The sequence below is a fragment of the Cellulomonas fimi genome, assembly GCF_012952065.1.
Taxonomy (GTDB): domain Bacteria; phylum Actinomycetota; class Actinomycetes; order Actinomycetales; family Cellulomonadaceae; genus Pengzhenrongella; species Pengzhenrongella fimi_A.
Genome location: NZ_JABCJJ010000002.1, coordinates 239,661 through 262,963 on the forward strand (window position 1 = coordinate 239,661; position 23,303 = coordinate 262,963).

Annotated in this window: 23 protein-coding genes; 18 read left to right on the forward strand and 5 right to left on the reverse strand. The window is 73.5% G+C overall.

Features of this window, described 5'->3' with window-relative positions; all coding sequences use genetic code 11:
• Positions 1 to 56 precede the first annotated feature (56 nt).
• The 4 genes from HIR71_RS02565 to HIR71_RS02580 all read left to right on the forward strand — a co-directional run bounded on the left by HIR71_RS02565 (position 57) and on the right by HIR71_RS02580 (position 2,927).
• Positions 57 to 1,487 (forward strand): ThiF family adenylyltransferase, encoded by a 1,431-nt coding sequence (locus HIR71_RS02565; RefSeq protein ID WP_169323105.1) that lies wholly within the window; start codon positions 57 to 59, stop codon positions 1,485 to 1,487.
• Between the two features lie 85 nt (positions 1,488 to 1,572).
• Positions 1,573 to 2,037, forward strand: a complete 465-nt coding sequence (locus HIR71_RS16645) for a DUF6457 domain-containing protein (protein ID WP_211373682.1) — start codon at positions 1,573 to 1,575, stop codon at positions 2,035 to 2,037.
• Entirely contained in the window at positions 2,037 to 2,276 is a 240-nt protein-coding gene (locus HIR71_RS02575; protein ID WP_169323108.1) for a MoaD/ThiS family protein, read from the forward strand. The genes HIR71_RS16645 and HIR71_RS02575 overlap by 1 nt, the downstream gene beginning before the upstream one ends.
• A gap of 6 nt (positions 2,277 to 2,282) precedes the next feature.
• Entirely contained in the window at positions 2,283 to 2,927 is a 645-nt protein-coding gene (locus tag HIR71_RS02580) for a YgjV family protein (RefSeq protein WP_169323110.1), read from the forward strand.
• Here the strand turns inward: HIR71_RS02580 and HIR71_RS02585 are convergent.
• A complete protein-coding gene (locus tag HIR71_RS02585) occupies positions 2,899 to 3,933 on the reverse strand; it encodes an EAL domain-containing protein (protein ID WP_169323112.1) in 1,035 nt (344 codons plus the stop codon). The two genes, HIR71_RS02580 and HIR71_RS02585, sit on opposite strands and share 29 nt — an antisense overlap.
• A gap of 281 nt (positions 3,934 to 4,214) precedes the next feature.
• On the opposite strand from HIR71_RS02585, the gene HIR71_RS02590 reads away from it, so the two are divergent.
• The 12 genes from HIR71_RS02590 (at position 4,215) to HIR71_RS02645 (ending at position 15,817) form a co-directional block, all read left to right on the forward strand.
• Positions 4,215 to 5,429, forward strand: a complete 1,215-nt coding sequence (locus tag HIR71_RS02590; RefSeq protein WP_169323114.1) for a substrate-binding domain-containing protein — start codon at positions 4,215 to 4,217, stop codon at positions 5,427 to 5,429.
• A gap of 49 nt (positions 5,430 to 5,478) precedes the next feature.
• Entirely contained in the window at positions 5,479 to 6,243 is a 765-nt protein-coding gene (locus tag HIR71_RS02595; RefSeq protein WP_169323116.1) for an ABC transporter ATP-binding protein, read from the forward strand.
• 5 nt (positions 6,244 to 6,248) lie between these two features.
• Complete coding sequence (locus HIR71_RS02600; RefSeq protein ID WP_169323210.1) at positions 6,249 to 7,013, forward strand: ABC transporter ATP-binding protein; 765 nt, start codon at positions 6,249 to 6,251, stop codon at positions 7,011 to 7,013.
• Positions 7,010 to 7,885 (forward strand): branched-chain amino acid ABC transporter permease, encoded by an 876-nt coding sequence (locus tag HIR71_RS02605; protein ID WP_169323118.1) that lies wholly within the window; start codon positions 7,010 to 7,012, stop codon positions 7,883 to 7,885. Before HIR71_RS02600 ends, HIR71_RS02605 begins: the two co-directional genes overlap by 4 nt.
• The gene (locus HIR71_RS02610; RefSeq protein ID WP_249051471.1) at positions 7,882 to 9,078 is read left to right on the forward strand and encodes a branched-chain amino acid ABC transporter permease; all 1,197 of its coding nucleotides are present in this window, start codon (positions 7,882 to 7,884) and stop codon (positions 9,076 to 9,078) included. The genes HIR71_RS02605 and HIR71_RS02610 overlap by 4 nt, the downstream gene beginning before the upstream one ends.
• Entirely contained in the window at positions 9,075 to 10,643 is a 1,569-nt protein-coding gene (locus tag HIR71_RS02615; protein WP_311836037.1) for a class I adenylate-forming enzyme family protein, read from the forward strand. The genes HIR71_RS02610 and HIR71_RS02615 overlap by 4 nt, the downstream gene beginning before the upstream one ends.
• Positions 10,640 to 11,377: a TetR/AcrR family transcriptional regulator gene (locus tag HIR71_RS02620; RefSeq protein WP_311836038.1), complete on the forward strand. Its 738-nt coding sequence runs from the start codon at positions 10,640 to 10,642 to the stop codon at positions 11,375 to 11,377. Before HIR71_RS02615 ends, HIR71_RS02620 begins: the two co-directional genes overlap by 4 nt.
• The gene (locus tag HIR71_RS02625; RefSeq protein ID WP_169323120.1) at positions 11,374 to 12,138 is read left to right on the forward strand and encodes a 3-hydroxybutyrate dehydrogenase; all 765 of its coding nucleotides are present in this window, start codon (positions 11,374 to 11,376) and stop codon (positions 12,136 to 12,138) included. Before HIR71_RS02620 ends, HIR71_RS02625 begins: the two co-directional genes overlap by 4 nt.
• Entirely contained in the window at positions 12,135 to 13,094 is a 960-nt protein-coding gene (locus tag HIR71_RS02630) for an alpha/beta fold hydrolase (RefSeq protein WP_311836039.1), read from the forward strand. Before HIR71_RS02625 ends, HIR71_RS02630 begins: the two co-directional genes overlap by 4 nt.
• The gene (locus tag HIR71_RS02635) at positions 13,091 to 13,876 is read left to right on the forward strand and encodes a CoA transferase subunit A (RefSeq protein ID WP_169323124.1); all 786 of its coding nucleotides are present in this window, start codon (positions 13,091 to 13,093) and stop codon (positions 13,874 to 13,876) included. The genes HIR71_RS02630 and HIR71_RS02635 overlap by 4 nt, the downstream gene beginning before the upstream one ends.
• Positions 13,877 to 13,878: 2 nt before the next feature.
• Positions 13,879 to 14,541, forward strand: coding sequence for a CoA transferase subunit B (locus HIR71_RS02640; protein WP_169323126.1), 663 nt, complete (start codon positions 13,879 to 13,881; stop codon positions 14,539 to 14,541).
• Positions 14,542 to 14,629: 88 nt separating this feature from the next.
• Entirely contained in the window at positions 14,630 to 15,817 is a 1,188-nt protein-coding gene (locus HIR71_RS02645) for an acetyl-CoA C-acetyltransferase (RefSeq protein ID WP_169323128.1), read from the forward strand.
• A gap of 139 nt (positions 15,818 to 15,956) precedes the next feature.
• Here the strand turns inward: HIR71_RS02645 and HIR71_RS02650 are convergent, their stop codons facing one another.
• The 3 genes from HIR71_RS02650 to HIR71_RS02660 all read right to left on the reverse strand — a co-directional run bounded on the left by HIR71_RS02650 (position 15,957) and on the right by HIR71_RS02660 (position 20,844).
• On the reverse strand, positions 15,957 to 17,582 hold the full coding sequence (locus HIR71_RS02650; protein WP_169323130.1) for a molybdopterin-dependent oxidoreductase: 1,626 nt from the start codon (positions 17,580 to 17,582) through the stop codon (positions 15,957 to 15,959).
• Between the two features lie 213 nt (positions 17,583 to 17,795).
• Complete coding sequence (locus HIR71_RS17340) at positions 17,796 to 20,156, reverse strand: hypothetical protein (protein WP_169323132.1); 2,361 nt, start codon at positions 20,154 to 20,156, stop codon at positions 17,796 to 17,798.
• A 1-nt stretch (position 20,157) separates the two neighbouring features.
• Positions 20,158 to 20,844 (reverse strand): hypothetical protein, encoded by a 687-nt coding sequence (locus HIR71_RS02660; RefSeq protein ID WP_169323134.1) that lies wholly within the window; start codon positions 20,842 to 20,844, stop codon positions 20,158 to 20,160.
• A gap of 192 nt (positions 20,845 to 21,036) precedes the next feature.
• Between HIR71_RS02660 and HIR71_RS02665 the strand changes: the two genes are divergently transcribed.
• Both HIR71_RS02665 and HIR71_RS02670 read left to right on the forward strand, forming a co-directional pair.
• Positions 21,037 to 21,822, forward strand: coding sequence for an ABC transporter ATP-binding protein (locus tag HIR71_RS02665; RefSeq protein ID WP_169323136.1), 786 nt, complete (start codon positions 21,037 to 21,039; stop codon positions 21,820 to 21,822).
• Positions 21,819 to 22,550: an ABC transporter permease gene (locus HIR71_RS02670; RefSeq protein WP_169323138.1), complete on the forward strand. Its 732-nt coding sequence runs from the start codon at positions 21,819 to 21,821 to the stop codon at positions 22,548 to 22,550. Before HIR71_RS02665 ends, HIR71_RS02670 begins: the two co-directional genes overlap by 4 nt.
• 173 nt (positions 22,551 to 22,723) lie before the next feature.
• Here the strand turns inward: HIR71_RS02670 and HIR71_RS02675 are convergent, their stop codons facing one another.
• A complete protein-coding gene (locus tag HIR71_RS02675) occupies positions 22,724 to 23,293 on the reverse strand; it encodes an NYN domain-containing protein (RefSeq protein ID WP_169323140.1) in 570 nt (189 codons plus the stop codon).
• Positions 23,294 to 23,303: the final 10 nt, after the last annotated feature.

Here is a 23,303-nt window from a genome sequence, read left to right on the forward strand (position 1 = left end):
CTCCTCGTGATCGACGGCGACGCGGGGCAGTATCCACCGACGGCTACGCTCGACCCATGGCGTCACGTCCCGCAGCGGTGGGTGCCGCACCGCCGGTGGGCGGCACGGCTGCCGAGGGCCGCCCGGCCGGCGCGAGCCGCAGGGCCGAGGAGCGCGCTGCGGCTGCCGACGGTCGCAACGGCGCGGTCACTGCCGTCCGGGTCCCGCCGCTCGTCGAGCCCGGGCCGCCGCTGACCCGGGACGAGGTCGAGCGGTACTCGCGCCACCTCCTCCTGCCCGCGCTCGGACGCGACGGGCAGCGCCGGCTGCGCGCCGCGAGGGTGTGCGTCATCGGCGCCGGGGGCCTCGGCGCGCCCGTGCTGCTCTACCTCGCCGCGGCCGGCGTCGGCAGGCTCGGGATCGTCGACTTCGACGACGTCGCCGTGAGCAACCTGCAGCGCCAGGTGGTGCACGGCCGGTCCGACGTGGGCCGCCCGAAGCTCGACAGCGCGCGCGACGCCGTCCTCGCCGTCGACCCCGACCTCGACGTCGTGCTGCACGACGTCCGCCTGACCCGCGAGACGGTGGACGACGTGCTCCGCGGCTACGACCTCGTGGTCGACGGCACCGACAACTTCGCCACCCGGTACCTCGTGAACGACTCCTGCGTACGGCTGGGTCTGGCGGAGGTGTGGGGTTCGGTGCTGCGGTTCGACGCGCAGGTGTCCGTGTTCTGGGGTCGACCCCCGGCCTCGAGCGGTGTCCCGCCCGTGCAGCTGCGCGACCTCTTCCCGAGCCCCCCGCCGGCCGGGAGCGTGCCGTCCTGCGGTGAGGCCGGGGTGCTCGGCGCGTTGTGCGGCCAGGTCGGCACGGTGATGGCGACCGAGGCGGTCAAGCTCATCACGGGCGCGGGGGAGCCGTTGCTCGGCCGGGTGCTGGTGCTGGACGGGCTCGCCGCGCGCTGGTCGGAGGTCCGGCTCCAGGGCGGCGGAAGGGCGGCCGACGACGCTGTGCTCGCCGAGGACGATGCGCTTGCCGAGGACGCTGTGCTTGCCGAGGACGCTGTGCTTGCCGAGGACGCTGTGTTTGCCGAGGACGCTGTGCCAGCGGATGCTCGGCCCGCCGACGACGCGCTGCACGTGGACCAGGCCGTCCCCACGCTGAGCCCGCGCGAGCTCGCGGACGCGCTCGCGGGGGTCGGTGCGGGCGAGGTCGCCGGCGAGGGCCGGGACCCGGGTCTCGTCGTCGTCGACGTCCGCGAGCCCGAGGAGCGCGAGATCGTCGTGATCGCCGGCTCCCGCTCGGTGCCGCTCGCCCGCATCCTCACGGGCGAGGCGCTCCCAGAGCTCCCGCGTGACCGGCGGCTGGTCCTGTACTGCCGCAGCGGCGCGCGCTCGGAGCGCGCGGCGCGGGCCCTCGCGGCGGCGGGCTTCACGCAGGTCGCCCACCTCGCGGGCGGTGTCCTGGCCTGGGTCGACGCCGTCGAGCCCTCGGCCGCTCGCTACTGATGTCGCGGGACGTGACGGGCCCGGGCACGCGGGTCCCGGCCCAGCCCGGCGGACCGTGCGACGATGACCGGCCAAGGAGGTAGGGATGGACGACGTGCTGGGACGAGCGCCCGGTGGCGCACCCGCGAACCGCCCCGCGAACCCACCCGTGACCGCAGCCGCTGACGGAGCGGGGAGCGCCCGTCCGGCGAGCCGCGCGGGCACCGCGGGGCGGCTCGAGGAGTGGGTGGCTGCGGTGGTGGCGGAGCTCGAGATCCCGCGCGACGTCGTCGACGTGGCCCTGGTCCTCGACCTCGCGCGCGACGCGGCGCACGGCGTCGACCGTCCCGCGGCACCGCTCACGACGTTCCTGGTCGGGTACGCCGCCGGGGCCAGTCGCGCGGGTCATGAGGACGCAGGTCACGGGGGCGCGGGTCAGGCGGGTGCGGATCAGCGGGGCGCGGGTCAGGCGGGTGCGGATCAGGCGGGTGCAGTCGCGTTGGACGACCTCGTCGAGCGCGTCGGCGCCCTTGCCCGCGACTGGGCCGACCGGCCACGGGAGGAGAGCTGATGGCGACCGTCCGGTACTTCGCCGCCGCCGCCGAGGCCGCGGGCCGCGCGTCCGAGCCCCTCGACGCCCCCACGGTCGGGGCGCTGCGGGCCGCGATGGTCGGTGCGCACGGACCCGACCTCGAGCGTGTCCTGACGCGCTGCTCGCTCCTCGTCGACGGCCGCCGGGTCGACGACGAGACGCACCGCCTGGCCGACCACGACGTCGTCGACGTCCTGCCGCCGTTCGCGGGGGGCTGAGCGAGCGTGCCGTGGCTCGAGGTCGTCGGCTGGGTCGGGTCCGCACTGGTCGTGCTGTCGCTGACGCAGGTGCGGGTCTGGCGGTTCCGGGTGCTCAACCTGGTCGGCTCGGTCCTCGCCACCGGGTACAACGCGGTGCTCGGCATCTGGCCGTTCGTCGCGATGAACGGCGTCATCGCGCTGATCAACGTCTACTGGCTCGTCCGGCTCCAGCGCGAGCGCCACGACGCCGCGGCGTACGAGGTCATCGAGGTCGACCCGACGGACACCTACCTCGCGCACGTGCTGCGCGTGCACACCGACGACATCCGCGCGTTCCAGCCCGACTTCGTGTGGGACCCGACGCTCCCGCAGCGGTGGGCCTTCCTCGTCGTCCGTGGCGACGAGACCGTGGGCGTCGTGCTCGGGCACGACGCCGGCGCGGGCGTCGGGCAGGTCGAGCTGGACTACGTGTCGCCGCGGTTCCGGGACTTCACCCCGGGCGAGTTCGTGTACCGCCGGAGCGGGGTCTTCGCCGAGCGCGGCTTCCGGCGCCTCGTGGCGCCGCCCGGCATCCGCGACCCCCAGGGCTACCTGCCGCGCGTCGGCTTCCGGCCCGACGGCGACGGCTGGGTCCGGGACGTCAGTCCGCTCGGAGCCCAGTCGCGCTGACGGAACCTGGGGACGCCGCCCGGGCGGGCTCCGGCGTCGGGCCCAGGTCCGACGGCCGGCCGAAGTGCCAGCCCTGCGCGAGCCCGACGCCGAGCTGGTGCAGCGACTGCGCCTCGCCCTCGGTCTCGACGCCCTCGGCGAGGAGCGAGACGCCGATCGCCGCGGTGAAGGCCACCATCGCCGCGACGAAGCTGCTCTGCGCGTTGTCGACCGAGATGCCGGTGATGAGCGAACGGTCGATCTTGACGAGGTCGGGGGAGAGCCGCACGACGTGGCCCATCGACCCGTACCCGACGCCCAGGTCGTCGATCGCGAGGCGGACCCCGCGTGCGCGCAGCGCCGGGAGCGCCGCGACGACGTCGTCGTACACCGCGACCATGGAGTGCTCGGTCAGCTCGACGACCACGCGGTCGCCGACGCCGGGGTCGATGAGCTCGAGCAGCGCGGGGTCGAGCAGCGTGGTGGCCGAGAGGTTGACCGAGACGTACTGGTCGGCGGGGACGCGTGGCAGGCCGGTCGCCAGCGCCAGCTCGATCGCGCGCAGCTCGAGGCGGGTGCCGAGCCCGACCTCCTCGGCGGCCGGGAACCAGTGGTCGGGGCCGTGCTCGGGGAACCGTGCCAGCGCCTCGTAGCCCTGCACCCGGCCGGTGCCGACCTCGGTGATCGGCTGGAACACCATGTGCATGGCGCCCGGCTCCATCACCGCGAGCACCTCACGGTGCAACGTCTCACGGCGCTGCTGCTCCTGCTGCTCCGCGGACACGCGGAGCAGCAGCTCCCGGAACGTCCGACCCTGGTCCAGCGAGGCGGCCCGGTACGCGATCCCTGCGACCAGCAGCAGGAGGCAGGCGAGCAGGATGCCTGTCGCGCGCCACCGCTCGTCCGCGTCCGCCTGCGCCAGGTGCGCCAGGTGCGCCAGGTCGTCGGCCGAGGCGGCCGCCAGGATCGCCACGCCCAGGCCGCCGGTGACCACGACGAACGAGCCCAGCCTTCGGTCGCCCGTCACCCCGTGCCTCCCCGTGATCATGTCGTCCGAGCAGTCATCGGCGCGGTTGACGGGGGGATGAGGGATCGAGTCAAGGATGTGCGAACCCGGCCGGGCCCTGGCACGGCTGCGCGGGACCGTCGTCGGGTGAAGTGGGGGCGTGCGTGCCCGCCCTGTGCCGCCCGTGTCGCCGGGCGCGTGCCAGGAACTTGACACCATGTGACCGCAGCCACATGATTCCTGCAACCCGAATCGGCTTTCATGTTCGAGGGTCGACGGGTCTCTCACGGGAAGGCGGTCCCATGCAGGTCACAAAGAAGCGCCTCATGGTCGCGATGCTGGCAGCTGCTGGAGTCCTCATGGCCGGCTGTGCGCCCTCGACCAACACCAGCCCCGGCGACGCACCGAGCGGTGCCGCGTCCGAGACGGCGACCAAGGACCCGGTCGACGTCGGCATCGTCTACTCCAAGACGGGTCCGCTCGCGGCCTACGGCAAGGCGTACCTCGAGGGCTTCGAGGCCGGCCTGGACTACGCGACGGACGGTACCGGCACGATCGACGGCCGCGAGATCAAGGTCTCGTACGCGGACGACACGGGCGACGCCGACAAGGCCGTCTCGCTCGCCAAGGACTTCATCGGCCAGGGCTACCCGATCATCGCGGGCTCGACGGCGTCGGGCATCGCGCTCAAGCTCGCCGAGCAGGCCGAGCAGAACAAGATCCTCTTCATCTCCGGCCCGGCCGCGACCGACGCGATCCAGGGTGTCAACAAGTACACGTTCCGCTCGGGCCGCCAGAGCCTGCAGGACGTGGCGACCGCCGGCACGTTCATCGACCCCGCCGGCAAGAAGGTCCTCGTCTTCGCGCAGGACAACGCGTTCGGCCAGGGCAACCTCGCGGCCGTCGACGCCGTCCTGGGCGCCAAGGGCGCCGAGGTCACCTCGATCCTCGTCCCGGAGGACGCGACCGAGTTCACGCCGTTCGCGCGCCAGGCCGTCGACGCCGCTCCGGACCTGATCTTCGCCGCCTGGGCCGGCGCCACCTCCGGCGCCATGTGGCAGGCGCTCGACCAGCAGGGTGTCTTCGACGCCGCGCCGGTCGTGACCGGCCTGGGTGACCGCTCGACCTACGGCGCGTACGGCCCGGCCGGTTCCAAGATCAGCTTCCTCTCCTACTACTTCCCCGAGGCGGCCGACAACGACGTCAACACGGCGATGGTGGAGGCCATCGAGGCGGCCGGCTCGCAGGCCGACCTGTTCTCCCCGGACGGCTTCGTGGCCGCCCAGATGATCGTGCGGGCGATCGAGAAGGGCGGCGGCGAGGTCGAGGCCATGATCACGGCGCTCGAGGGCTGGACGTTCCAGGGCCCGAAGGGCGAGACCACGGTCCGCGCGAGCGACCACGCGATGCTCCAGCCGATGTACCAGGCGCGCCTCAGCGAGTCCGGTGGCACCTGGACCCCGTCGCTCATCGCCGAGGTCGCGCCCGAGGACGTCGCTCCGCCCGAGAAGGCGTGACGGCGCCGCACCAGCGCAGGTCTCACCTCTCTCACCTCGGAAGGTAGTCATGTCCGTCACCAGCTCCCCCGCGCTCGCCGTCGAGGGTCTCAGCCTCCAGATCGGTGGCGCTCGCATCCTGACGGATGTGACGCTGCAGGTCGGGAAGGCAGAGATGCTCGGGGTGATCGGCCCCAACGGAGCCGGCAAGACGACCCTGTTCAACCTCGTCTCAGGCGTGCTGCGTCCCACTGGCGGCACGGTCTGGTTCGAGGGCAGGGACGTCACCGGCGAGCCGATCCACAAGCGAGCGCGGGGTGGGCTGGGGCGGACGTTCCAGACCTCGAGCCTCTTCCCGCGGCTCTCGGCGCTCGAGAACGTCCGGCTCGCAGCGCAGATCCGCTTCGGCGGCGCGCTGTCGGTCCTGAGGTACCCGACGTCGAGCGACGAGGCCACCCGCGACGCGCGCGAACGACTTGCCGAGGTGGGCCTGTCCCACAAGGCGGGCGACGCCGCGGGTGACCTCTCGCACGGCGACAAGCGCAAGCTCGAGATCGCGGTCCTCCTCGCGACGGAACCCAGCGTCATCCTGCTCGACGAGCCGATGGCCGGTGTGGCGTCGGGCGACGTGCCCGGGCTGAGCCAGGTCATCCGGCGGGTGCACCGTGAGCACGGGTGCACCGTGCTCATGGTCGAGCACCACATGGAGGTGGTGCTCGGGCTGGTCGACCGGGTCGCCGTCATGCATCACGGCCAGCTGCTCGCGTGCGACACCCCGGACGTCGTCATGGCGGACCGGACCGTGCAGAGCGCCTATCTCGGGGAGGCGGTGTGAGCGCCTTGCACGCTCCCATCCTGACTGTCAGCACGCTCAGCGCCCGGATCGCCGGTCAGCAGGTCGTCGAGGACATCAGCTTCCAGGTCCCGTCGCTCGGCGTGACGGCCCTCCTGGGCCGCAACGGCGTCGGCAAGACCAGCACGATCAAGGCGATCCTGGGCCTGATCGAGCGCTCCGGCGAGGTCACGCTCGCCGGCGAGCGGATCGACGGCGAGCCCACCCACAAGATCGTCACCCGCGGGGTCGGCTACGTGCCCGAGGACCGCGAGGTCTTCGCCTCGCTGACGGTCGCGGAGAACCTGCGGCTCGCGGAGCGTGACGACAACCCGCGCCGCGAGCTCGTCGAGAAGCTCTTCCCCGACCTGGTCGCGCGTTCGGCCCAGCTCGCGGGCACGCTCTCCGGCGGCCAGCAGCAGATGGTGTCCCTCGCCCGCGCCCTGCTCAACGACAACGAGCTGCTCCTCGTCGACGAGCCCACCAAGGGGCTCGCGCCGAAGATCGTGGCCGAGGTGGCGGAGACCCTCGAGGAGGCCGCCCGCACCGTGCCGATCCTGCTGGTCGAGCAGAACCTCCAGGTCGTCCGGCGCCTCGCCGCCGGAGCCGTCGTGCTGGCCGGCGGCCGCGTCGTCCACACCGGGTCCGCGCAGGCGCTCCTCGCCGACGAGGAGCTCACCAAGCGCCTGCTCGGCGTGCACGGCGGCGACGACTCGAACCAGCCCGCGCCCGCGCCCCACGCGTCGGCCCTGAACCCCGAGGTACGCCAGTGAGCACCGTCGTCCTGCTCGCCATCACCGGACTCGGTCTGGGCGCGCTCTACTTCCTCGTGGCCTCCGGGCTCTCGCTCATCTACGGCCTGATGGGCGTCCTGAACTTCGCCCACGGGTCGTTCCTGACACTCGGTGCGTTCGCCGGGTGGGAGATCGCCCGCCGCACGGGCGCCGACAGCTGGGTCACGTTCCTGCTGTCGCTGGTGCTGGGCGCCGCGGTCGGTGCCGTGATGGCGGCGCTCACCGAGTTCCTGCTGGTCCGCCGCCTCTACGAGCGGCACATCGAGCAGGTGCTCGTGACCGTCGGCCTCGGCCTCGCGACCGTCGCACTGTTCGAGGGCATCTGGGGCACCGACCCGGTGTTCATCACCGGTCCGGCCTGGCTCGAGCAGACCACGTCGATCGCCGGCGCCCGCATCCCCAACGACCGGTTCATGGTGATCTTCGTGGCGGTGCTCGTGCTGCTCGCGATCGTCGCGTTCCTCAAGTTCACCCGCTTCGGCCTGATCATCCGGGCGGGCGTCGAGAACCGCTCCATGGTGACGGCCCTCGGCATCGACGTCCGCAAGGCGTTCACGCTCGTCTTCGCGGTCGGAGGCGCGGCGGCCGGTCTGGGGGGCGTCCTCGCGTCGCACTTCTTCGGGTACGTCTCGCCGCTCCTCGGTGGTTCGCTGCTCATCTTCGCCTTCATCGTCACCGTGATCGGTGGTCTCGGGTCGCTGACCGGTGCCGCGATCGCCTCGGTGGCCGTCGCGCTCCTGCAGCAGTTCGCGAACTTCTACGCCGGGGGCACCGGGGACCTGGCCGTCGTGCTGGCCCTCGCCGTCGTCCTCCTCACCCGCCCGTCGGGTCTCCTCGGGAAGAAGGCATGATGCGGGAGAACGAGATGGTCCGCGACGCCGAGCACGGCGCCCAGAGCCCGGTTCGACGCGAGTCCGAGCAGTCGCCGGCGGCATCGCCCGGTGGGGACGGGGGTCGTGCGGCACCGTCCGCACGGACGCTGACGACGTGGGTCGCGGGGGCCGCGCTCGTCGTGCTGCTCGCCGTCCTCCCGCTGCTCAACCTGTCGCTCCCGGGCATCCTCCCCGGGCCGACGTACACGCCCGGAGCTCTCCAGGTCCTCGCGTTCGCGTTGCTCACCGCGGCGCTCGCGCTGAGCTATCACCTGCTCTTCGGGGTCTCGGGCCTGCTCTCGTTCGGGCACGCGCTCTATTTCGCGGCCGGGGCGTACGGCCTGGCGATCCTGCTCGACCGGGCTCAGATGGGACTTCTCCCGGCGATCGGCGTCACGCTGGTGATCGGCCTGGTCCTGGCGGCTCTGACCGGCGCGGTCAGCCTGCGGGTGACGGGCATCTCGTTCGCCATGGTCACGCTCGCCTTCGCGCAGGCCGGTTCCGTGATCGTCCGCCGCAACCCCGACCGCCTCACGGGTGGTGAGGAAGGACTGGCTCTCAACACGGACCGTCTTCCCGAGCTCCTCGTCGGTGTCGTGAACACGAAGTACCTGTACTGGGTCGCCTTGGTCGTGCTCCTGCTCGTCTACGCGGTCGTCGCGTGGATCGAGCACTCCCGCGCCGGTCACCTCATGGCCGCGACGCGCGAGAACGAGCTCCGCGTGCGGGTCATCGGGCAGCGGCCCTACGTGATCAAGCTGATCGCGTTCGTGGTCGCCGGCGTGCTGGCGACGGTCGTCGGCATGGCGAACCTGCTGCTGCAGAGCGGCGCCGTCCCCCGAGCGATCTCCACCGACTTCACCCTGACCCTGCTGGTCATGGTCGTCCTGGGTGGCGTCGGGTCGCGGTGGGGGGCCATCGTGGGCGGTGTGCTGTACACGCTGCTCGACCAGCGCCTGAACGCCCTGGCGAGCTCCGCCTGGATCGAGGAGCTGCCGTCGGTCCTGCGCATCCCGCTGTCCGAGCCGCTGTTCCTCCTCGGCACGCTCTTCATCCTCGTGGTGCTCTTCCTGCCCGGTGGCATCGCCGGCGCGGTCGGACGAGTCGACGCCCGCAACCGCCGCCGCACCGGCAAGGCCGATCCACGGACGTTGCTGGAGGAAGTGGTGTGACCGGCACCTGGCACCGCGACGACTTGCTCCGTGGAGCCGGTCTGCACACGCTCGGCCGCTGGACCCGGGATCGTGCCATCGCCACCCCGGCACGGGTGGCGATCGACGACCGTGGTGTCAGTCTGCGCTACGCGGACCTCGACGGCCGGGCATCGGCACTCGCCCGCCGGCTGCGCGCGGCCGGGTACGGCGTCGGGGACCGGATCGCGACGATCACGGGCAACAGCGCGGACCACGTGGTCCTGTTCTTCGCCTGCGCGCAGGCGAGGCTGGTGCTCGTGCCGCTGTCCTGGCGGCTCTCGCCCCGCGAGCTCGCCGCCCAGCTCGACCAGGCCGACCCGGCCCTGCTGCTGGTGGAGGAGGAGTTCGACGCGCTCGCCACGGCGGCGCTCGAACGCCTCGCCGCCCCTCCGGGCAGCGCGCGGCTCGGTCCCAGCGGTGTCGAACGCCGGGCACCTCGGCCGACGCGTCGGCGGGACCCGGAGAGCGCGGTCGAGCTCGACAACCGCCCGGTGCAGGACGACGACCCCCTCCTGCTCATGTTCACGTCGGGCACCGAGGGACACCCGCGCGGCGTCCTGCTCACGCACGCGAACTGCTTCTGGACCAACCTGTCGCTGGGACGCACGATCGAGATCTCGAGCCGCGACGTCGTGCTCGCGGTCCTGCCGCAGTTCCATGTCGGTGGGTGGAACATCCAGCCGCTGCTGGCGTGGTGGATGGGCGCGACGGTCGTCCTGGAGCGCACGTTCGAGCCCGACCGGGTGCTCCACCTCCTCGCCGAGCGCCGGGTGACCACGATGATGGGCGTCCCGACCAACTACCTGCTGCTCGCCGAGCACCCGGACTTCGCCACCACCGACGTGTCGAGCCTGCGGCAGGCGGTGGTCGGTGGAGCGTCGATGCCGGCGCCGCTGCTGCGGACCTGGCACGAGCGCGGCGTCGCGCTGACGCAGGGGTACGGCCTCACCGAGGCGTCCCCCAACGTCCTGTGCCTGCCCGACGACGAGGCACGGGCCCGCGTCGGGTGCGCCGGGAAGCCGTACCCGCACGTCGAGGTCGCCCTCTGCGACGTCGTGACGGGGGAGGTCGTCGAGGGTGCCGGACGCGGTGAGCTCCTCGTGCGCGGCCCGGGGGTCTTCGCGGGGTACTTCCGCGACCCGGAGGCCACCGAACGGGCGCTCGCCGGCGGGTGGCTGCACACCGGGGATCTCGTCGAGCGGGACGAGGACGGGTACTTCTCCGTCGTCGACCGCATCAAGGACATCTTCATCACGGGCGGGGAGAACGTCTCGCCGGCCGAGGTGGAGGCGGTGCTCGCACGCCACCCCGCGGTCGCCGAGGCCGCCGTCGTGGGCGTCCCCGACGCGCGTTGGGGCGAGGTGGGCGTGGCCCACGTCGTGCTGCGACGCGGCGTCGCGACGGACTCCGAGGACCTGCGTGCGCACTGCGCGCGGGAGCTCGCCGCCTTCAAGGTGCCGACGCAGATCCGGTTCGTCCCGTCGCTGCCGCACACCAGCCTCGACAAGATCTCCCGCCACACCCTTCTCAAGGAGCTCGTGTGACTGCCGTCCCGCGCACCGTGCCGCGCGCGGCGCCCCGGACGGCCCGCGGCAACCGCACGCGTGCCAGGCTCGTCGAGTCGGCCGAGCAGGTGTTCGCCGACGTCGGGTACCACGACGCGTCGATCGTCAAGATCACGGAGCACGCCGGCGTCGGCCTGGGCACCTTCTACCTGTACTTCGACGGCAAGCTGGAGATCTTCGACGAGGTCGTCGAGGACCTCAACCGGCGGGTGCGGCACGCCATGGCCGAGGCCACCGAGGCCGCGCCGAACCGCATCGAGGCCGAGCGGGCGGGGTTCCGGGCCTTTTTCCGGTTCACGGCCGAGCACCCCGCGCTGTACCGCATCGTGCGGCAGGCGGAGTTCGTGTCGCCGGCGGCGTTCCGGATGCACTACACCCGCATCGTCGAGGGGTACATCGAGGGCCTCACGGCCGCCCGGGCGTCCGGTGAGATCGGTGACGTCGACCCCACCGTCGCCGCCTGGGTGCTCATGGGCATCGGCGAGCTCGTCGGCATGCGCTGGGTCCGGTGGGCCGCGGCGGGAGCCATGGACTCGGACTCGGAGCCCGGGCCCGCCGACACCATGGACGTCCCCCCGGACGTCTTCGACCAGGTGATGGGCTTCATCCAGCGCGGGCTCGCCGCGGTGGCCCTGGACCGACAGGACCCGCAGGACGGGCACCACCCGCACGACACGGACGACAGGTCGGACGACAGGACGGAGCAGACATGACGGCGACGAGCGCGGCCGGGAGCTTGGCCGGCCGCACCGCGACGGTGACGGGGGGCGCGAGCGGCATCGGCGCGGCATGCGCGCGCGAGCTCGCGGCGCGCGGTGCGCACGTGACCGTCGCCGACCTGGACGGCCCCGCTGCCAAGGCCCTGGCCGACGAGGTGGGCGGGACGGCGTGGGAGGTCGACCTGGCCGACACGGACGCCCTGGCCGACCACGTGCTGGACACGGACATCCTCGTCAACAACGCGGGCGTCCAGCGGGTGAGCCCGCTCGAGGAGTTCGCCGTCGCCGACTTCCGGCTCATCACCCGGCTCATGCTCGAGTCGCCGTTCCTCCTGATCCGCTCGGCGCTGCCGGGGATGTACCGGCGCGGGTGGGGCCGCGTCATCAACCTGTCGTCGGTCCACGGGCTCGTCGCCTCCCCCTACAAGGGTGCGTACGTCGCTGCCAAGCACGGTCTCGAGGGGCTGTCGAAGGTGACCGCGCTCGAGGGCGGCCCGCACGGCGTCACGAGCAACTGCGTGAACCCGGGCTACGTGCGCACGCCGCTCGTCGAGCGGCAGATCGCCGACCAGGCCCGGGTGCACGGGATCCCGGAGTCCGAGGTGCTCGCCAAGGTCCTGCTCACGGAGAGCGCGATCAAGCGCCTCGTGGAGCCGTCCGAGGTCGCGGGCGTCGTCGCGTACCTCGCGGGCGACGAGGCAGGCATGGTCACGGGCGCGTCCTGGGTGATCGACGGCGGATGGAGCGCACGGTGACGGCCGTGAGCGAGGGCTACCGGACCTTGGACGTCCCGGTGCGCGGCGGTCGGCTGCGCGTCGGCGTGTGGGGTCCTGAGGATGCTGGCGCCCCGACGATCCTGGCGGTGCACGGGGTCACGGCGTCGCACCGCGCGTGGCCCATGGTGGCCGCGGCCCTGCCCGGTGTCCGGGTCATCGCCCCGGACCTGCGCGGGCGCGGGCGCAGCGCGCACCTCCCGGGACCGTACGGGATGCCGCAGCACGCGGACGACCTCGCGGCGGTCCTCGACGCGCTCGGCGTGCGGCGCACGGTCGTGGTGGGGCACTCGATGGGGGCCTTCGTCTCGGCCGTGTTCGCCCACCGGCACGCCGACCGCGTGCGCTCGCTCGTCCTCATCGACGGCGGCCTGCCGCTCGCGGCGCCTCCGGGCCTGACGGGTGACGCGCTCGTGCGCGCCATCCTCGGGCCGGCGGCGGAGCGGCTCGCCATGACGTTCCCGGACCGGGCGAGCTACCGGGCGTTCTGGCGCGCGCACCCCGCCTTCGGCGAGGGGTGGAACGACACCATGGCCCAGTACGTCGACTACGACCTCGAGGGCGTCGAGCCCGAGCTGCACCCGGCGACCGCCTACGCCGCGGTCGAGGAGGACACGGCCGAGCTGCACTCGGGCCCGTCGCTGGTGGCCGCGCTCGACGGGCTGGTGCACCCGACGGTGTTCCTGCGGGCGCCGCGTGGCCTCATGGACGAGCCGCCCGGCCTATACTCCCCGGACCAGGTGACCGTCTGGTCCGGTCGTCTGCCCGTCCTGCGCGCCGTCGAGGTCGACGACGTGAACCACTACACGATCATCATGAGCGACCACGGCGTCGACGCCGTCACCGCCGAGATCCGCCAGGCGCTCGCTGCGTCCGGCGAACCGGTCGGCGCCGTCGGCGGACGCGGCGCGGAGCACCCTGCGGAGGTACACCCATGAGCGGGCTCGACAAGGTCATCGGCTCGGCGGAGGAGGCGGTCGCGGACGTCACCGACGGCGCCACGCTCGCCGTCGGCGGGTTCGGGCTCTCGGGCAACCCGATCGCCCTCATCGAGGCGATCCTGGCCAACGGTGCGCGCGAGCTCACGGTCGTCAGCAACAACTGCGGGACGGACAGCTTCGGCCTCGGTGTGCTGCTCGGCGCGGGCCGGATCCGCAAGATGATCTCGTCGTACGTCGGCGAAAACAAGGAGTTCGAGCGCCAGTTCCTCTCGGGCGAGCTCGAGCTCGAGCTCACGCCGCAGGGCACGCTGGCGGAGAAGCTGCGCGCCGGAGGCTCGGGGATCGCGGCCTTCTGGACGCAGACCGGTGTCGGCACGCAGGTCGCCGAGGGCGGGCTGCCGCGCCGGTACGACGGCGCGGGCGGGATCGCGGTCGCGTCGCAGCCGAAGGAGGTGCGCAGCTTCACGGTCCGGGGCGAGGAGCGCGAGCACGTCCTCGAGGAGGCCATCGCCACGGACTTCGCGCTCGTCCACGCGCTGCGCGGCGACCGTCACGGCAACCTCGTCTTCAACAAGTCGGCCCGGAACTTCTCGCCCGTCGCCGCGATGGCCGGACGCATCACCATCGCCCAGGTGGAGGAGCTCGTCGAGCCGGGCGAGATCGACCCCGACGCGGTCCACCTGCCGGGCGTCTTCGTGCACCGCGTGGTCGAGGTGGGCCACGACATCCCGAAGCCCATCGAGAAGCGCACCGTCCGCGCGTCGAACCAGGAGGCGTGAGCATGGCCCTGACCCGCGAGCAGATGGCGGCGCGTGCCGCGCTGGAGCTGGAGCACGGCTCCTACGTCAACCTGGGGATCGGCCTGCCGACCCTCGTGCCGAACTACGTGCCCGCGGACCGGCACGTCGTCCTGCAGTCGGAGAACGGCATCCTCGGCGTCGGGCCCTACCCGACCGACGACGCGGTCGACCCGGACCTGATCAACGCCGGGAAGGAGACCGTCACGGTGCTCCCCGGCGCCGCGTTCTTCGACTCGGCGCTGAGCTTCGGGATGATCCGAGGCGGCAAGGTCGCCGCGGCGATCCTGGGCGGGATGCAGGTCTCGGTCCGGGGGGACCTGGCCAACTGGATGATCCCCGGCAAGATGGTCAAGGGCCCGGGAGGTGCGATGGACCTCGTCCACGGCGCGGGCAAGGTCATCGTCCTCATGGAGCACCGCGCGCGCGACGGCTCGCCCAAGATCCTCCACGAGTGCTCGCTGCCCCTGACCGGGCGCGGTGTCGTCAACCGCATCATCACCGACCTCGCCGTCATCGACGTCACCCCCGACGGACTCGTCCTGCGCGAGCTGGCGCCCGGTGTCACGGTCGACGAGGTCCGCGCCGCCACCGAGCCCGAGCTCGCCGTCGACCCCGACCTCAGCGAGGTCCCGGTCCCCGTCTGACGAGCTCACCGGACGCGCGTGCGCACAGAGCCCGCGCGCGTCCGGTCCGCCCTCGAGAGCCGACCCACCCGCACCAGGAGTGATTCGCATGTCCGACCGTGATGAGATCGTCGTCCTCTCCGCCACCCGCACGCCGCAGGGCCGGATCTCCGGCCAGCTCGCCTCGCTGACGGCCGTGCAGCTCGGCGCCGTCGCCGTGCGCGCGGCCCTCGAGCGGTCGGGCCTGGGCCCCGAGGCCGTCGACGCCGTGGTGATGGGTCAGGTCCTCCAGGCGGGCGCGGGGCAGAACCCCGCCCGGCAGACCGCGATCGCGGCCGGCATCGGGTGGGACGTGCCGACCGTCACGGTGAACAAGGTGTGCCTCTCGGGGCTCGCCGCGATCATCGAGGCGTCGCGCATGATCCGGCTCGGCGACGCGGACGTCGTCGTGGCGGGCGGGCAGGAGTCGATGACGAACGCGCCCTACCTGCTGCCCGGCGCGCGCAACGGCTGGAAGTTCGGCAGCGTCGCGGCGCTCGACCACACCGACCACGACGGCCTGACCGACGCCTTCGACCAGGAGTCCATGGGCTCGTCGACCGAGCGCCACAACAAGGGTCTGCAGCTCACGCGCGAGGCGCAGGACGAGGTGGCGGCCCGGTCGCACCAGCGCGCCGCGGCCGCGTGGGAGTCGGGCGCCTTCGACGACGAGATCGCCGAGGTCAGCGTCCCGCAGCGCAAGGGCGACCCGATCGTGATCCGGACGGACGAGGGCATCCGCCCGGACACGACCGTCGAGACCCTCGCGCGGCTCCGGCCTGCGTTCTCGCCCGACGGCACCATCACCGCCGGCAACTCGTCGCAGCTGACGGACGGCGCTGCCGCCGTCGTGCTCACCACGCGCGCCAACGCCGAGGCCAAGGGCCTCACCTGGCTCGCGACGCTCGGGGCGTACGGCCAGGTCGCAGGCCCCGACAACTCGCTCCACGCGCAGCCGTCCCAGGCCATCAAGGCTGCGCTCGCGCGCGCGGGCTGGACGGCCGACGAGCTCGACGTGATCGAGATCAACGAGGCGTTCGCCGCGGTGGCGGTCCAGTCGATGCTCGAGCTCGGGGTGTCGAGCGACAAGGTCAACCTCCACGGGGGCGCGATCTCGCTGGGCCACCCGATCGGCGCCTCTGGTGCGCGCCTCGTGGTCCACGCGGCGCACGAGCTCGCGCGCCGTGGTGGCGGCCGCGCCGCCGTCGCGCTGTGCGGCGGCGGCGGTCAGGGCGACGCGCTGCTGCTCCACCGCTGAGGGGCGGCACTCCACACCGCGCCCGAGACCGCCCCGCCCCGCCCGAGACCGCCCCGCCCCGGCCGAGACCGCCCCGCCCCGGCCGAGACCACCCGCCCCGCCCGAGACCACCCGCCCGGCGACGAGCGGCTGAGCACGCCTACTCGACGGTGACGTCGACGGCATGCCAGCCGCTCGCGCCGTCCGGGGCCGGGCTCGCGCGCTCGGCGGTCTGCACGCGGTCGGTCCCGTCCGTCGCGCGGACCGTCAGCCGGTGGTCGCCCGAGCTGGCGTCCCACCGGTAGGACCACTGGCGCCAGGTGTCGACGGACGCCTCCGCCGCCAGGGCGGCGGGCTCCCACGCGCCGTCGTCCACCCGCACCTCGACGCCGGTGATGCCGCGGTGCTGCGCCCAGGCGGTGCCGGCGACGACGACGGGTCCTGCGCGCAGCGGGGTGCCGGGCCGGGGCACCTCGATGCGCGACGCCGTCTTGATCGGGCCCTCGGCGGACCAGCCTCGGTCGGTCCAGTAGGCGCGACGGTCGGCGAAGCGGGTGACCTCGAGGTCGACCACCCACTTGGTCGCCGAGACGTAGCCGTACAGCCCCGGCACGACCATCCGGACCGGGAAGCCGTGGGCGAGCGGGAGGGGCTCGTCGTTCATCCCGACCGCCAGCAGCGCGTCCCGCGAGTCCGTCAGCACCGCGAGCGGCGTCGACGCGGTGAACCCGTCCGCGCTCGTCGACAGCACCATGTCCGCCTCGGGCCGAGGCCGGGCGCGCGCGAGGAGCTCGCGGGTCGGGTACCCGAGCCACTTCGCGTTGCCGACGAGGTCGCCGCCCACGGGGTTCGACACGCACGCCAGGGTCACCCAGGCCTCGACGAGGTCCGACCCCATCAGCTCGGCGAACGTCAGCGTCACGTCCTGCTCGACGAGGCCGTGCACGCGCAGCTCCCAGGTCCCGGGGTCGACCTGCGGCACGAGGAGGGCGGTGTCGATCCGGTAGAAGTCGGAGCTCGGGGTCACGAACGGCACGACGCCGGGCGCCCCGGCCTCGACGCCGGCCGGGAGCGGGGGCGCCGCCCGGGCAGGCCGGGGGAGCCGCAGCGCGGCCCGGGCCGCATCGGCGGTGCGCACGACCTGACCGAGCAGCCGGCCACCCGCGGTCGAGACGGCAGCCATGCCCGCCGCGACCAGGGCGGCGGTGAGGAAGGAGCGTCGAGCGAGCGCACCGGGCGGGGGCAGCGGACGGAGGTCGACGGCGGCGGTCTCGGCCGGGACCGGCGCGGCGGGCGGATCCGGGATCCGGCGCAGGAGCGACCGCAGGGCGACGAGCCCCGCCGCGCCGCCGACGATGCTGGGGACCGGAGCCAACGCGCCGGCGTCGCCCCGGGACATCGCGGCGAGCCCGCCGACCGCAGCGAGCGCCATGACGAGCGTCGCCCCGAGCCCCCAGCGCCGGCGGGCCAGCACGCCCGCCAGCGCGGCGAGCGCCGCGACGACGAGCGCCATCCCGACCAGCAGAGCCACCTTGTCGGCGGTGCCGAACACCGCGATCGCCGCATCCTTGAGCCAGGCCGGCGTGAGGTCGATGAACGCCTCGCCGACGGCGATCAGCGGGGTGCCCTCCGGCGCCACCAGCGCGGCGACGAGGTGCGCGACGCCGAGCGTCACGGCGGCCGCGAGGACCCCGGCGAGGGCCGCGAGCCCGCGCGCGACGGCGACCGGGACGGACCCGGCGTGCTGGTCGCGCGACCCGGCCGTCGTCGGCGTGGTGAGGCGCATACCGACGAGTATCCGGCCGCTGACCAGCCTGCGTCGGGTGGTAGGCCAGGAGAGGAGGCCAGGCCAGGGAAGGGCCCGTAGGTACCCACAGGCCCGGCGGGAGCAGGGGGGACTCACCGCCGGGCCTGGTCGGCGGCGGGTCCCGCGGGAGCAGGGGAACTCTCGCGGGACCCGCCGGTCGTGCGCGTCAGCCCGGCTGACGCGGGTCGTGGCTCACGCCGTCTGGCGCCGTACCAGGCCGGCGAGGCCGAGGCCACCGGCGAACAGGCCCACCGCCGCGAGCCCACGGCCCGCGCTGCCCGCGCCGCCGCCGTCGACCCCCGCGATCTCGATCGAGTACGCGGTGGCGCCCGCGGCACCCTCGGGCGCGCCGTAGGCCATGCCCTCCTCGGCGGCCCGCGCGGCGCCGGCCTCGATCACGGCGTACTTGACCCCGTAGTCGGCGGACGTGCCCTTGCCGTTGGCCACCAGCTGCGACGTGCCCTCGACCGAGAGCCGCTGGGCGCCGTCGACGAGCTGCGGCGCGGACTCCGCCGCGGTCCCGAGCCCCTCGGCGAGCAACCCGGAGCCGTCGGCCGCGTCCGCGAGTCCGTTCGCGAGGTCGCCGGCACCGGCGCTGAGCCTCCCGGCCCCGTCGCCCAGCTGGTTCAGGCCGCTGATCAGCGTCTGCCCGCCGGCGGCGATCTGGTCCACGCCGTCCTCGAGCGAGTTCAGGCCGCCGCGGAGCGTGGCGTTCGCCTGCGTGTCGGAGGCGCTGCCGATGCCGCCCTGGACCCCCGACACGACCTCCGTGACGAGCTTCGTCACGCCGCCGTCGATCGCGCTGAGGCCCTCCAGCAGGCCCGGCCTGGCCGTGTCGCACACGCCGGGCAGGGAAGCGCTGCTCAGTCCGCACTCGATCCTGGCGAGACCCGGTGTCGCGAGGTTCTGCAGGCGACCCTGGATGTACGTCAGGCCCCGCTGCAGTGTGGCGTCCGCGCCGGCAGGCTTCGGGCCGGTGATGAACTCCATCGAGTTCGGGTCGCCCAGCCTGGCCGGGTTCGCGAGCAGACCGACGCCGGCGGTCAGCTGGTCGATGAGGCTGGTCAGCAGCGCCTGGTGGATCGGGTCGAGCTCGGGTGCGATCGGCGGGCGGACGCCGGCTCCGAGCGGGCTGCTCGCGTAGCACGGCTGCCTCGTCGCCGGCGTGGCGCCGTCGCGGAGGTGTGTGAGCACCTCGATCGCGCACGAGAGCTTCTGGTAGGCGCCCGGCGCACCCGGGTCGGTGCTGTACACCCCCGCCGCAAGCACACCGAGGCCGGGTCCGGCCTCGCCGATGGAGAGGCGGAGCTGGTCGACACCGTTGAGCAGCGTGCCGGTGGCAGCCTTGGTGCCGATCCCTGCCTGCAGCTGCGCGATCCCGTCCCGGAGAGGCTTCGCCTTCGCGGGGAGCTCCCCGACGGTGCCGTACATCGTGACCAGCCCGGCGTCCACCTTGTCGAGGCCGGCCGAGACCTGCTCGAGCCCGGTGATGAGCGCCGGCGCCTTGCTGCTGGCCTCGGCGAGGCCGGCGTCGAGCTGCCCGGCCCCGGCGGCGATCTGGTCGGCGCCCGGCACCGCCTCGTCCCGCAGCCCCGCCGAGAGCTCGTCCGCACCCGCGCGCAGCTGGAGCAGGCCGTCGAGGAGCTGCGCCGCGCCGTCGTGCAGGCGGAGCAGGTTCGCGTCGATCTCCATGGCGCCCGCGGTGAGCCGCACGCCGCTGTCGGCACCGGACTTGAGGCTCGCCGAGCCGCCCTTGAAGGACGGGCTCGCGAGCGGCGAGACCGGCAGCGAGGTCACGGTCGCGGGCGGCACGACGGCGTCGCGCACCTGGGCCGTGTAGCCGAACTCGACCGTGGGCGAGCCGATCGGCGGGAACAGCGTCATCTGGTACGTCATCCGGGTGCCGCCGCGCCCGTCGCCCGCGATGCTCGCCTCGCCCGACGTGACGTCCGTGAACGTCGGGGGGAGCGTCGTGACGAGCTGGCCGATCATCGGCAGGACCGTCTCGGCCGACGTGGTGACCCGCGTCCCGGTGCCGTCGTCGTACGTGACGTCCTCGAAGCGCCCGGTCACGTTGGTGACCTTGTAGCGCACCTCGAGCGTCCCGGAGCGGCCGACGACGTCGCGCGGCTCGACCTCCTCGCCGTCGAGCAGGTGGGTCACCTCGATCCGGAGGGGCAGGTCGCCGTCGAAGTCGCTCACGGAGCGCAGCCGGCGGTCGCCGTCGACCGTGACCTCGGTGACGACCGCGCCGTCCTCGACCGAGAACCGGCCGAAGCCGTCGAGGTTGCGCAGGCCCTGGCTCGAGACGGGGTTGACGACGCGTGTCGTGCCCGTCCCCGTGAGTGCGAGCTGCTCGTAGACGCGTGCCTCGCGCAGGCCGCCGGTCGCGTCGAGCCTGACCTGGACGGTCTCGGTGTTGGTCACGGTGACGTCGCCGTCGCCGGTCGTGGTGGCGGCGCCGGCCGGGAGCGTCAGGGCGCCGATGAGCACCGTGACGACGGCGGCCGCGCCGAGCGAGGCGGCGGTGGTGCGGGTGCGGGCAAGGCGCACGTCAGGCCTCCGGGGTGCGGTCGAGGTGGTGCGCGCTGCTCGTCGCGGCGGCGCGCGGGTGGTAGACGTCCGTGCCGTTCGTGGCCGCCGCGGGGACCGGCGCGGAGGACTGCAGCGCCGGGGAGGCGTCCTCGGCCGGGTGCTCGACGGCGTGCTGCGCGAGCGCGACCGGCTCGGCGCCACGTTCGTGCGCGCGGTCGCGCTCGATCTGGGCGCCGAGCAGCACGGTGGCGAGGAACCCGCCCGCAGCGCACACGAGCACCGCGGTCGCGGACGCGGGCGACGTCGAGACGAACGACGAGGGGTCGAGGGTGTAGGCGCTCTCGTACGAGCCGACCATCGCCGCAGCCCCGACGAGGGTCGCCCACAGGGGGAGGCGGCCCGCCGTCGTGCCTGCGACGACGAGGCACACGAGCAGCACGACCAGCACGGCGACCGCACGGCCGCTCGCGGCGTCGGGCAGGAACGCAGCCCGCAGCAGGTAGCCGACCCAGGCGGCTGCGAAGCCGACCCCGAACGCGCCGACGCGCTGGGCGGGCGACCGGTCCGGCACGAGGCCGACCACCGCGCCGAGAGCGGCGCCGAGCAGCGCGACGCCCTCGACGTCGAGGCCGAGGGCGTCGGACAGCAGGACCAGCAGGGCCGCGAGGGCCGCGAGGACGAGCCCCGGGAGCGCGTGACGTCTCATGACCACCTCGTTGTGGTGACTGCGGCCGGCGTGGCCGCGGCGCCAGGACAGGAGCCTCGCGATGTCTAGCAGCGCGCCACCGACCCAGAACAGTGAGTACTAGGTACTTCGGCGGGAGTATCAGGTAGATCGTTATGGTCCCGTGACCTGGGCCGCCGCAGCCGGCGTCGTGGCGGGGCGGGAGGATGCCCCATGGCCAGGCACGTCGCGGAGCAGGTCCGGAGCTCCGGGGGGCGACCGGGACCCGGCTCGCGCGCCGACGCCGTCGTCCGGATCCGTGGCCTGCGCGTCGTGCGCGGCGCCACGGAGGCGATCCGCTCCCTGGATCTCACGGTGCCGGGGGGAGCGGTCGTGGGGCTCCTCGGCCCGAGCGGCAGCGGCAAGACGACCCTCATGCGTGCGATCGTCGGCGTCCAGGTCGTCGCCGCCGGGACGGTCGAGGTGCTCGGTCGGCCGGCGGGCGACCCGTCGCTGCGCCGCGAGGTCGCCTACGTCACCCAGGCGCCCAGCGTGTATCCCGACCTCACGGTCGGCGAGAACCTGCGGTACTTCGCGACGCTGCTGCGGACCGGGCCCGACGACGTCGCCCGGGTCCTCGACGCCGTCGACCTCACCGCGGGCGCGGGACGCCGCGTCGGCACGCTGTCGGGAGGCGAGCGCTCGCGTGTGTCGCTCGCCGCCGCCCTCCTGGGCAGCCCGCGTCTGCTCGTGCTGGACGAGCCGACCGTCGGGCTCGACCCCGTGCTCCGGCGGGACCTGTGGAACCTGTTCGGGCGGCTCGCCGCGAGCGGCGCGTCGCTGCTCGTGTCGAGTCACGTGATGGACGAGGCCGTGCGCTGCGACCGGCTGCTCCTCATGCGCGACGGCGCGATCCTCGCCGACGACACGCTCGCCTCGCTGCTCGAGCGGACCGGCACGGCCTACGCCGAGCACGCGTTCCTCGCGCTCGTCGAGGGTGCGTCGGAGGCGGCGCGATGAGCGCCCGGATGACGCTCGCGACAGCGGCGCGCGTGCTGCGCCAGGTCCGGCACGATCCCCGCACCGTCGTGCTGATCATGCTCCTGCCGTGCCTGCTGATCGGCCTGGTCGCCTGGATGTTCGACGGGACGCCGGTGCTGGACACGATCGGGCCGACGCTCCTCGGGCTGTTCCCGCTCCTCGTGATGTTCCTCGTGACGAGCGTGACGATGCTGCGCGAGCGGCTGGGCGGCACGCTCGAGCGGCTCATGACGCTGCCGGTCGGGCGCGGGGACGTCGTCGTCGGCTACGCGCTCGCGTTCGGGCTGCTGGCGACCGTCCAGGCCGTCGTCGTGACGTTCTTCGCCGTCGTCGTGTCCGGGATGGACGTGGTGGGGCCGGTGCCCGCCCTCGTGCTCGTGGCGGTGCTGAACGCCCTGCTCGGCACGTCCCTGGGCGTGGCGGCGTCCTCGGTGGCGCGGACCGAGTTCCAGGCCGTCCAGATGATGCCGGCGATCCTCTTCCCCCAGATCATCCTGGGCGGGCTGATCCTGCCGCGGGACCAGATGCCTGCCCTGCTCGAGGCGATCTCGGTCGTGCTGCCTCTCACCTACGGCGTCGACGCGCTCCAGTCGCTCGCGCGCGACCCGGACGTGGACGCGATCTGGGGTGACGTCGTCGTGATCGCGGGGTTCGTGCTGGTGGCGCTTGTCGTCGGCGCACGGACCCTGCGGCGCCGGACGGCCTGACGCCTCGGCGAGACGGACCGGCGTGCGAACCCTCGTCGGGTGGCTCGCGCGACCCCTCGTCCGTCGTGCCGTCCTCGCCCGTCCGCCGCCCGCCGCAAACCCCGCCTTGATCGCCGCCGTCATCCTGGCGTTGCTCCTGGTGCTCCGTCAGCAACGGCTGGACAGCGACCTCCTCACAGGTAGCGCAGCGGGTCGAACTCCTCGAGCGGGATGATCCGCAGGCGGGGCAGCGTGACGTTGAACGCGCGGACGTCACCCTCGAGGTCGAACACCTCGAGGCCGCGGTCGGTCAGCTGCGTCAGCCCGCTGCTCGTGAACTCGCGGAACACCAGCAGGCCGACCCGGCGGTCGCTCCCGAGGAGCGTGCCGAGGTCGGCCGCGAAGTCGCCGTCGTGACTCGCGAGGAGCACGTCGCCCGTCCGGTCGCGCAACGCCCGGAGCGTGCGCTGGATCCCGATGTCGACGACCTTCTCGTACGACGCGCCCGCGAGCGGGATGGGCTGGAAGCCGATCGCGACGAGCGCCTGCACGAACGACATCGGCATGGTGCCGTTCGACGCGTTCAGGAAGAACAAGCCCTTGACCGGCTGCTCCCACCGCCGCTGCGCGAAGTCGAGGATGCGCTCCCAGCGCGGACGCTGCTCGGGGGTCGGCCGCCCGTTGAGGATCTGGGACCCCAGCGTCGCGTCGATGTTCTCGCCGTCGACCAGCACGTAGGTCGTGCGCCCGTCGTCTGTCTGCACCGGCCCAGCG

What these genes read in the sequence shown, in the direction of transcription:
- HIR71_RS02565 (WP_169323105.1), top strand. Translation starts at nt 57, where the DNA reads ATGGCGTCACGTCCCGCAGCGGTGGGTGCCGCACCGCCGGTGGGCGGC.
- HIR71_RS16645 (WP_211373682.1), top strand. Translation starts at nt 1,573, where the DNA reads ATGGACGACGTGCTGGGACGAGCGCCCGGTGGCGCACCCGCGAACCGC.
- HIR71_RS02575 (WP_169323108.1), top strand. Translation starts at nt 2,037, where the DNA reads ATGGCGACCGTCCGGTACTTCGCCGCCGCCGCCGAGGCCGCGGGCCGC.
- HIR71_RS02590 (WP_169323114.1), top strand. Translation starts at nt 4,215, where the DNA reads ATGCAGGTCACAAAGAAGCGCCTCATGGTCGCGATGCTGGCAGCTGCT.
- HIR71_RS02595 (WP_169323116.1), top strand. Translation starts at nt 5,479, where the DNA reads ATGTCCGTCACCAGCTCCCCCGCGCTCGCCGTCGAGGGTCTCAGCCTC.
- HIR71_RS02610 (WP_249051471.1), top strand. Translation starts at nt 7,882, where the DNA reads ATGATGCGGGAGAACGAGATGGTCCGCGACGCCGAGCACGGCGCCCAG.
- HIR71_RS02625 (WP_169323120.1), top strand. Translation starts at nt 11,374, where the DNA reads ATGACGGCGACGAGCGCGGCCGGGAGCTTGGCCGGCCGCACCGCGACG.
- HIR71_RS02635 (WP_169323124.1), top strand. Translation starts at nt 13,091, where the DNA reads ATGAGCGGGCTCGACAAGGTCATCGGCTCGGCGGAGGAGGCGGTCGCG.
- HIR71_RS02640 (WP_169323126.1), top strand. Translation starts at nt 13,879, where the DNA reads ATGGCCCTGACCCGCGAGCAGATGGCGGCGCGTGCCGCGCTGGAGCTG.
- HIR71_RS02645 (WP_169323128.1), top strand. Translation starts at nt 14,630, where the DNA reads ATGTCCGACCGTGATGAGATCGTCGTCCTCTCCGCCACCCGCACGCCG.
- HIR71_RS02650 (WP_169323130.1), bottom strand. Translation starts at nt 17,582, where the DNA reads ATGCGCCTCACCACGCCGACGACGGCCGGGTCGCGCGACCAGCACGCC.
- HIR71_RS02660 (WP_169323134.1), bottom strand. Translation starts at nt 20,844, where the DNA reads ATGAGACGTCACGCGCTCCCGGGGCTCGTCCTCGCGGCCCTCGCGGCC.
- HIR71_RS02665 (WP_169323136.1), top strand. Translation starts at nt 21,037, where the DNA reads ATGGCCAGGCACGTCGCGGAGCAGGTCCGGAGCTCCGGGGGGCGACCG.
- HIR71_RS02670 (WP_169323138.1), top strand. Translation starts at nt 21,819, where the DNA reads ATGAGCGCCCGGATGACGCTCGCGACAGCGGCGCGCGTGCTGCGCCAG.